Raw genomic sequence first — 9,641 nt, forward strand, 5'->3', positions numbered from 1 at the left:
TTAATTAGATGATATTTAAAATAATTTTATACTTTACAATAAAACTTTAACTATGTTATTCTGATGATATGTATTTCATGAATCTGTCATGAATGATGTTGTTAGAGTATGTTTATAGGAGAGTTTTGTGAATATAAAACGCTTAGTTCTTCTGAGTTTAGGTGTATATAGTCTGTCTATGCCTTTAATGGTACAGGCAGCTGATCCTGTTATACCTATGACTCAACAAGAGCAATTACAACAAGACCGAGATACTCAACGAGAACGTAATCTTCGTTTCGATGCGGAACGCGTGGGGACCGTTGTCAGCGAGCCGGCACTTATAGACGTACCTTCAGATAAGAATGGTACGTCTTTTTATATTAAACAAATACAGTTAGATGGTGTGCCTAAAGAATTATCGTTTCTAAATAAGATTGCTCGTAAGCATGAGCAAAAACATGTGACTGTATCAGATATTACTAATATTCGTAACGCCTTTCAACGTAAATTACTAGACAAAGGCTATGTTACCTCTCAGGTATATATTCCAGAACAAAATTTAAATGCTGGGACTTTACAATTTATGGTTATGCCTGGTCGAGTGGAAGATATTCGATATGGTGATTCTTCGGCTCATGGTCCTTGGCGCACTGCATTTCCTGTACGTCCAGGAGATATCCTTAATATCCGAGATGTAGAACAAGGCCTAGAGCAGATGAAACGTGTATCATCTCAATCGGTAACAATGAAGTTACTTCCAGGTACATCTGTTGGTACTTCTATTATTGAACTATCGATTAAACAAGATAAACCAGTACATGGATCAATTAGTTTCGATAATAGTGGTCTAGAGTCTACAGGGGTATATCAAGGTAGTTTTACATCATCTTTTGACCAAGTGTTCAGAGCTAATGATACCTTTACTATGTCGTTGTCAGGTGACCTTAGCGGTGCGGGTAGTATAAAAGGAACTCGTGCAGCTAGTCTCAATTATGTAATACCTCATGGAAAAGATACGTTTAGTTTAAGCTTTTCTAAATCAAGATATCATCAAACTATTCAATCTAATCCTTATGATTTCACATACGGTGGTAAGTCCACTACTATGAAGGCAAAATGGGATCATGTTTGGTCGCGTACACAACGTGAAAAACGTGCATTTGATATTTCTATTAGCACACGGCACAATCATCGATTTATCAATGATATGGAAATACCTGTGCAAGCATTACGTACGACTTCAATGGAGTTTGGAGTTTCTAATCGTAAATATATTGGGAATGCTACGTTGTATTCTCGTTTGGGATTCCAATGGGGGATAGGTGCACTTGGTGCACAATCTGAGCATAAGGCATCTGTTGCTATGGGAGGGCCTACATCTAGATATCATATGTGGCTTGTAGATGTAGATTATCGAAAACCATTTATTATGGGCCATCGACCTGCATCCTTTACTTCTTCATTCCATGGACAGTGGGTGCAAGGAGGTAAAAGGGTATATAGTGTAGATACTATCAATATAGGTAATCGATATAGTATCTATGGTTTCGATGGCGAATATACACTTATGGGCGATAGTGGTTGGTATGTGCGTAATGAAGTATCATCTGTTATTCCTCGCCTTAATACGGAAGTATATCTTGGTCTTGATGTTGGGGCTGTATATGGTAAAAGTACAGAAGCTCTAGTCGGCAAAACAATTGCAGGTACTGCGCTTGGTGTACGAGGTAACTATGCATCGGGTTTATTGTTCGATGCATTTGTTAGTACTCCTTTATATAAACCGCAAGGATATCATACGAAAAAGTTTTATAGCGGATTTACTATAGGGTACAGATTCTAATCTCAATATAATTATGACTATATATGTGTTGAACTAGCATGTGTTGAGCTAGTATTTATATAATTGGAGAGTTGTATGTGTAAAACAAATCAAGAACGACGTACGCTAGGACGAAAGATAATGTCTTGGCTAACCTTTGGTGTATTTGTAGCATCTCAATCGATGGTGTTGGCTGCACCAATTATGCCAGATAATAATGCTGTTATTACTGAACGACCGTTAGTTCAGGAAACAGCTAATCAGATTCCACTAGTTAACGTGACGGCCCCTACTAATGGTGGCGTCTCTATGAATAAATATGATCAATTTAATGTAGAGAAACAAGGGGCTATTTTAAATAACTCATATGTAACGAGTAAAACAGAACTTGCTGGCTATGTGCAAGGTAATAGTAACATGGTGAATGGTACTGCAAAGGTTATCGTAAACCAAGTTACATCAGATGCACCGACATCTATGAATGGTTATTTAGAAGTGGCGGGGCAAAAGGCATCCGTTGTGGTTGCTAACCCTAACGGCATTACCGTTAATGGTGGGGGATTCCTTAATACGGAGCATGCTGTGTTAACTACAGGTAGACCAGAATTAGATGGTACTGGCAACTTACAAAATTACCGTGTAGAACAAGGAAAAGTCTCTATTGAAGGTAAAGGCCTTGATGGGAAAAGTGCAGATTCTGTGTCTATCTTGGCACGAACTATTGATGTAAATGCAGGTGTTTGGGCAAACAAACTCAATACTCGTACCGGACAAAATAATATTGACGCCAAGAATTTAAAGGCTACAGCTTTAGATTTGTCGTCTACTGAAATAAAGCCAACAATTGGCCTGGATGTGGCTGCAGTTGGTGGGATGTATGCAAATCATATTACTATGGTTGGTACCGAAGCTGGTGTAGGTGTTAATCTTAATGGCGTAGTTGCAGGGACTCAATCTGTTTCAGTAGATGCTAATGGTCATCTATCTGTTAATGGTACGCTTCAGTCGGATACAAGTCTTGTGGCTAAAGCAAACTCTATACAGAATACAAAGACAATTGCTTCTGGTGGAGACTTGGGTTTAGAAACAAAAGAGTTAACTAATACAGGGCATATTACATCTGCTAAAAATGGACATGTTAAGGTAGAAGAAACCTTAACTAACATTAATACAATAGCCTCTGGTGCTAATACTCAAGGCGCTCTGACTGGTAATGGTTCCTTGTCTATTGAGGCAGGTACTGTTCGTAATACTGATGCAGTGATTGTATCTGGTAGTACTACAACAATTAATAGTAAAGAACTACATAATACAGAGAATGGTCGCATTTATGGTGGAAAAGTAGCGATACAAACCAAGGTACTCGAAAACCGTAAGAATGTAGCGCTAGAATCCAAATTAGATGCGGCTATGGCAGATATGAAAGCGGCAGAAGATAAGCTTGAAGCAGCTTACGCTGTAGATACTACAGCTTTTACATCAAAAACTGAACAAGATGAATATTTGAATCAAATCAAAGAGCTATCTAAAGTATATGATGAAAAACTTAAAGCTGTTAAGCTAGTACAAGAGGAATTATCTGCTCATAAAGGAAGTACTATAGCAGGTCGAGAAGATGTAACTATTGAGGCAGATTCTATCTTGAATAGAGAAAAATCTCTTATATATAGTGGTGGTACTATGACATTGGATGGTCGTGATACCTTGCACAATATTGGTGGTACTATTGAGGGGTTAGGAAAAGGTATCATCCGAAGTAAAGACTATCAAAATAAGAACTCTTCTTTTACAGCAAAACGAGTTAGTCCTGAAATTGAAAAAGGTCTTTCTGGTGCAAGTAATGATGCTATGCTTACAGAGCAAGAAGATCAAATATTGATTACAGATAAAAACCATAGTGAGCGTGGTCAGGCTTTTAAAAAGTCCGAGTTTAGCTCTTTAAATAGTGGTTATGGTGCAAACCATAATCGTGGTAATACTGCTCCGATGCCAATATATGATGCTGCAGAATATGTTACTGTAGAACAAATTACACCTGAAGAACAAGCGGCTGGCGAAAAACTAATTCCGGCAGAATATATTGGTACACAAGTACCATCATATGCCTATGATGACCCTATTTTTAAGGAATTTGGCATTACCTCTATGACGACAGAGCGTCCTCAAGCAGCAGGTCCTGAACAAGAGGCATGGGATGCACAATTTAAGCCTATTTTGGCATCATAAAATGATAAAATTAAAGCTCATAATGCAAAGGCTGAATTACATAACCAAAAAATTTCCGGAGTAGCTAATGAAAAAATAGACAATTATACTATTATTCGAACTAAAACAATGACCTCTAAAGAAGAGGTGAAAAATAGTACACCAGGTGTTGTGCGCTTTGGTGGGGATGTGTCATTCACCGGAAATGGTACTAATGAAAATAGTCAAATGGTTGTAGGTGGTATATTAAGTACTACGGGAGCTATTGATCAAGTAGCAAAAGAAAATCAAGAAGTGACTAATACATTTGGTACTACAGAAGCTTCGTATACCTATAAAAGAAGATGGCCACATAAATCTAGACGAAGAGGTTATAAGGGTCAAGTATTTATGACTCCACAAGTGAATAAAGAAAATCCAATGTCACTTGGGGTGTCTAAGAAAGAAGACAAAAATGGTAAGGCAAAAGGCGAAGTAGGGGCTAATCACCGTAAAGAGGTACAAGACTTCTTAAATCCATTTGCACAAGATAGCAGTAATGATGCATCTAAACCAACAGCAGGAACTAATATTTTGTCATTGCCTACAGAATCTTTGTATAGAATACATCCTGAAAGCACTGCTAACTATGTAGTTGAAACAGATCCACAATTTACGAATAAAAAGGCCTTTTTATCATCCGATTATATATATAAAGAGATGAAAACAAAGCCTGAAAATATCGAAAAACGACTAGGTGACGGTTTGTATGAGCAGACCTTAGTTAGACAGCAGATTGTATCTGGAATAGGGTATAGATTCCTTGATGGGTATACAGATGACGAAAGTCAATTTAAAGCGCTCATGGATGCAGGTATTACCTATGCTAAGCAACATGGTATTCTTCCAGGTGTAGCGCTGACAGCAGAACAAGCCGCTAGTTTAACTAGTGATATGATTTGGCTTGTAAAAGATATTGTTATGGTAGCGGGAAAACCTGTTGAGGTGATCTATCCTAAGGTATACCTTAAACAAAGCAATGGCTTACAGTTGCATAATGATGGAACCTTAATTAGTGCTAATACATTGGTTATGAATGCAAAGGAAAGTATCCGTAATGAAGGTGTTATTCAGGGTAAAACAGTAGTTCTTGCATCTAATCAAGATATTATTAATAGCGGTCATATTAATGCAGACAAAGTTGGCTTGCAATCTGATACAACTATTCACCAACAAGGTCAAATTGTAGGTCGTGATGCTGTAGAATTACAAGCAAAAGAGGATATTACCTTTAACAATTCTACTGAGCATTTAACAAACCAAGATGTTTTACATAAAACAGCAGGTATTGCTGTAACCGGTAATACAGGTGTTATAATCGTATCTGCTGGCAATGACGTAAACCTAGGTGGTGCAACTATTGAAGCATTAGGTAAAGAAGGGGCTATCACTATTACCGCTGGACATGATATTAATAGCACTACAGATACTCTTACTGCTAAAAAAGATATGACTCAAGATGGCGATAATTACTTACGAACCTATCGTCAAACTGAACTAGGAACGACAATAGAGGCTGGTGGAAATGTATCTATTGGCGCCCAAAATGATATTAAGGCTCGTAATTTGACCGTTAGCAGTGACTCTGGGGCGGTAAAAGTAATTGGAGAACATGACGTATCTATTGAAAATGGATACAGTGAATCTAAAGATGCATTTGCGTTAAAATACAAAGAAAAAGGCCTCCTTAATAAAAAGGAGACTAAGATCAAAACAAATGATGAATCTAAACATGCCTTAATGAGTACAGTTAGTGGTCATACGGTAGTGGTGGGTGCTAATAATGATGTGACACTTACATCCTCGAATGTGGTGAGTACTGCAGGAACATCTGTATTAGCAGGTCATAATGTAATAACAGATGCAGCAGCAGAGCATACGCTAAGTACCGCATCTAAAGATGTAAAAAAATCTGGTATTATGGGTGCTGGCATGGGTATCATGATTGGTAAAAAACAATCTAAAGATAACTATTATATCGATGAAACAACTCATAAAGCCACTACTTTAGGATCTACTGATGGTGAGGTTACTGTACAAGCTGGTGATACAGTTCACTTGACTACGACAGATATTATAGCGGATAACGGGATTAAACTTAGTGGACAAGATATAGCATTAGATGGCAAGGAAGATCATTACCTTTCTAAAGAAAGTCACGAATATAAATCTTCTGGGCTTACGGTTAGTCTTGGAGGCTCTGTTGCAAATGCTATTAATACAGCTTATGGGTTACAACAAAAAGCTAAAGGTCGTGAAGATAAACGTTTGGCTGCACTAGAATATATGGAGGCTGGTAAAGAACTTAAAACAGCAGCTGCGAACATCCATGATTACACAAGCTATACAGCAGGTTCTGTATTAAAGAAGGGAACTGAATTAAAAGAGCTAGGACAAGCTCAAATAACATCTGCACAAGAGTTAAAAAATGCTTCTCTTATGAACCGTTATTCGAATACAACGACAGCAAATGTTGCGGATTATAAAACTAAAGTAGGCGAAGCTAATATAAGCAAGGGAAATGCAGAGTTAGCTGATTTAGAAAATAATCAAGCTGGATATAAGGCTAAGAAACGTGCTAAAGCAGATAATCTTGTAAATATTCATGTAAGCATTGGCTCTAGCAGTAGTCGAAGTGAGTCTTCCTATGAAGCCAATACATTTGATGGAGGCTCTATTGAAAGTAATGGAGATATTACAATTGAGGCTAATAGTGCAGACTCTATCAAAGGAAATATTAAAGCTGTTGGTGAGACAATTTCAGGTAAAACAGTTAAATTAGTGGCTTCTAATGATGTATCTTTACAAGCGGCAACAAATACAAGTGAAAAGCTTGAAAGCGCCAAAAGTAAAGGCTGGTCTGTTGGGGCTAATATTAGTGTTGCTGGGAGCGGTATACTAGGTTTTGATGCAAGTGCTAATGCTGCAAAACAAAAGAGTAATACAAAGGTAACAACACATACTGGTACTACTGTTGTAGGTTTTGATGCGGTTACTATTACATCAGGAAAGGATACCCATATCAGGGGCTCTAAGGTAATTGGTAAATCTGTAACAGCCGACGTAGGTGGAAACCTTTCTATTGAAAGCTTACAAGATACAAAGACATATGTAGGTGAAAGCTCTAATAAAGGGTTTAGTGTATCTACAAATGCGGGTTCTCTAAATAATGTATCTATGAGTTCAAGCAAAGGTAAAATGAAAAGTGATTATGCAAGTGTTACTGATCAAGCGGGTATATATGCAGGTGATGGTGGATTTGTAATTAACACGGCTGAAACAACATCATTAAGAGGGGCTGTTATAGATAGTACAGCAGACTCTAATAAAAATAAATTATCCACTAAATTATTGGATGTTAAAGATGTTGAAAATACGGCAGAATATACGTCTCGTAATGTAGGTATGAGTTATAATCACGTAGGTAATTATAAGAACCTTAGTAAAGCAGGAAAAGATGCTGTGTGGAATACATTAGGCGCATTACCTAATCTGTTGCCAGATTCTAGTAAATCTAGTTCTTCCACTACAAAATCTGCTATTTCAAATGGTACAATAGAAGTACGAGATGCTAACTTTAATATGCAAACACTGTCTCGAGATACAAAAGATAGCTTGAATAAGCTTGATGAAATCTTTGATAAAAAGAAAATTGAAGAACGTCAAGAATTATCTAAGTTATTTGCAAAAGAAGCCTTTGGACAATTACATAATTGGAATCCAACCTCTAAAGAAGGTAAAGCTGCGAAAGCAATAGCTCATGGTGTAGTCGCTGAAGTATCTGCTCGTATGGCAGGAAATAAACCTGGCAGTGGGTTTTATGCTGGTGCTACCAATGAAGCATTAGTTGGAGAAATTCAAAAAATTGCAAAAGAAAAACCTGATGTAGCTCAAACATTAAGTGCTTTACTAGGTGCTGCTGTAAATGGTAGCTTAGGCCATTCACCAGTGACAGGTGCAGTTGAAGCACAATATGGGACTAAGTGGAATATTGCTGGGGCTGCACCTATGGTAGCAAGGGTTTTTACAGGAACCAGTGTTATTGGCTTAACAAATAGTATGAATCAGCTAAACAGTATAAACAACTTTATACGTAATGCAAGCTGGATTTTGACTCTTCCAAATACGAACGTTGTTTCTGTAGATAATTATTCTTATGATGCAAAGCAAGGAAAAAATGAGCGGCTAGTTGGTGTATGGCATGATAATGCAACTAGTGATGCTTCTGTAGTTATACAAGATACCCCAGTATTAGAACAAAGAGGACCCATTGTTGTTGAGGGGCAACAGTATGAATGGGATTTTGCTAAACAATCTTATTATCCAGTTGAGATATATCATTTAGACGGGAGCGTATATAAAAATAATAATAGTAGAGATATATTAAGTCGTCATTATCTAGATGGTCTGGGTGGAGCATCTAACAGGTATACCGGGTCTGTATTTGGTAAGGATGGAACAAAGAATTGGGTCATTGAACCATCGGCTTCTCTTTCAAGTAAAGCGGTACAGGTAAAAAATACCATTACAGGTGAGATTGGTGAAATGTCATATTCTTACGGTGATATGTATTTGGTTGATCATCCTGAGAGTAGTATTGTATTGAATCCAAATACAAAACAGTTTATAGTTACACAAACTTTACAACCAGTGAGTAAACCATTTGTTTTGGCCTATAAGAACCGTATTTCTAGTGCTACAGCTGTAGATGTTTCTAATATTGGAAATGAAGGTTGGGTAGATAATTTTACTTATAATCCTGAATTTTCAAAACCTAAGATATTATCTTCTCCGATACCGGAGTCTGTTGAGCCTAAGATACTGAAAAGCCCTACCAATGAAAATGCTGGAGTTCAAATACTTTCTAGTCCGTTGGGACAAGAACTAAATATAAGTAAGTTGGGTGGATTTGATTTAGTTCAACCTAAATTATCCGATTATATATATACTGCATACTCTAAGGAACATCCAGTTTGGGGAATGAGAGTTCCGCAAGATGCTGAAACAATTTTATCAGATAGAAGTTTATTCGATAGAACGGGTAAGCGCTATAAGGAGCATGCTCAAATTTATAGACATAGAGTAACAAAACATTACTATTATAGAGATACTTTTCATGAAGGTGTAGATGCCCATTTAGAAGTATTTGATAAAAATGGAAATCATTTAGGCGAAGCAGATCCTATAACTGGAGTGATGAGGGAGAAATCTAAAGACCCTAAGAAAAAACTTAGAAAGGATTTAAGACAATGATTATGAAACCTATTAAGTCTTTATATAGTAGTTATAACCAAAATGATATATATATGTTAGAACGAATAGGACCATATAGCATAATAAATGATAACCATCAAGGGCTTATTGTGTTGGATTCCTCATGGAATGAAGTGAAAAGAATTAAGGTAGATGAAAATCTGTTTTATCCTGAAGCTAGATATATAGATTACGTTAATAATAGGATGCTTTTTAAGTTGGAAGCATTTTTGTGAAAACAACAATATCCTGCACCCTATGTTCACATCCCTTGGATGAATATATAACATCCCAGGTCCACGGCTGAGCCAACTGCAAGCTAGTGGGCTAGCAAGAGGGT

General features: G+C 37.1%; 3 protein-coding genes. All 3 read left to right on the plus strand.

Going from position 1 to position 9,641, the window contains the following annotated elements; all coding sequences use genetic code 11:
• The first annotated feature begins 127 nt into the window (after window positions 1-127).
• The 3 genes from QZ548_RS05030 (at window position 128) to QZ548_RS05040 (ending at window position 9,301) form a co-directional block, all read left to right on the plus strand.
• On the plus strand, window positions 128-1,825 hold the full coding sequence (locus QZ548_RS05030) for a ShlB/FhaC/HecB family hemolysin secretion/activation protein (protein WP_295868818.1): 1,698 nt from the start codon (window positions 128-130) through the stop codon (window positions 1,823-1,825).
• A 75-nt stretch (window positions 1,826-1,900) separates the two neighbouring features.
• Entirely contained in the window at window positions 1,901-4,030 is a 2,130-nt protein-coding gene (locus tag QZ548_RS05035; RefSeq protein WP_295868821.1) for a filamentous hemagglutinin N-terminal domain-containing protein, read from the plus strand.
• 108 nt (window positions 4,031-4,138) lie between these two features.
• The gene (locus tag QZ548_RS05040) at window positions 4,139-9,301 is read left to right on the plus strand and encodes a hemagglutinin repeat-containing protein (RefSeq protein ID WP_295868825.1); all 5,163 of its coding nucleotides are present in this window, start codon (window positions 4,139-4,141) and stop codon (window positions 9,299-9,301) included.
• Window positions 9,302-9,641: the final 340 nt, after the last annotated feature.

The sequence above is a fragment of the uncultured Veillonella sp. genome (assembly GCF_915069625.1).
Lineage (GTDB): Bacteria > Bacillota > Negativicutes > Veillonellales > Veillonellaceae > Veillonella.

What these genes read in the sequence shown, in the direction of transcription:
- QZ548_RS05040 (WP_295868825.1), top strand. Translation starts at nt 4,139, where the DNA reads ATGACCTCTAAAGAAGAGGTGAAAAATAGTACACCAGGTGTTGTGCGC.
- QZ548_RS05035 (WP_295868821.1), top strand. Translation starts at nt 1,901, where the DNA reads ATGTGTAAAACAAATCAAGAACGACGTACGCTAGGACGAAAGATAATG.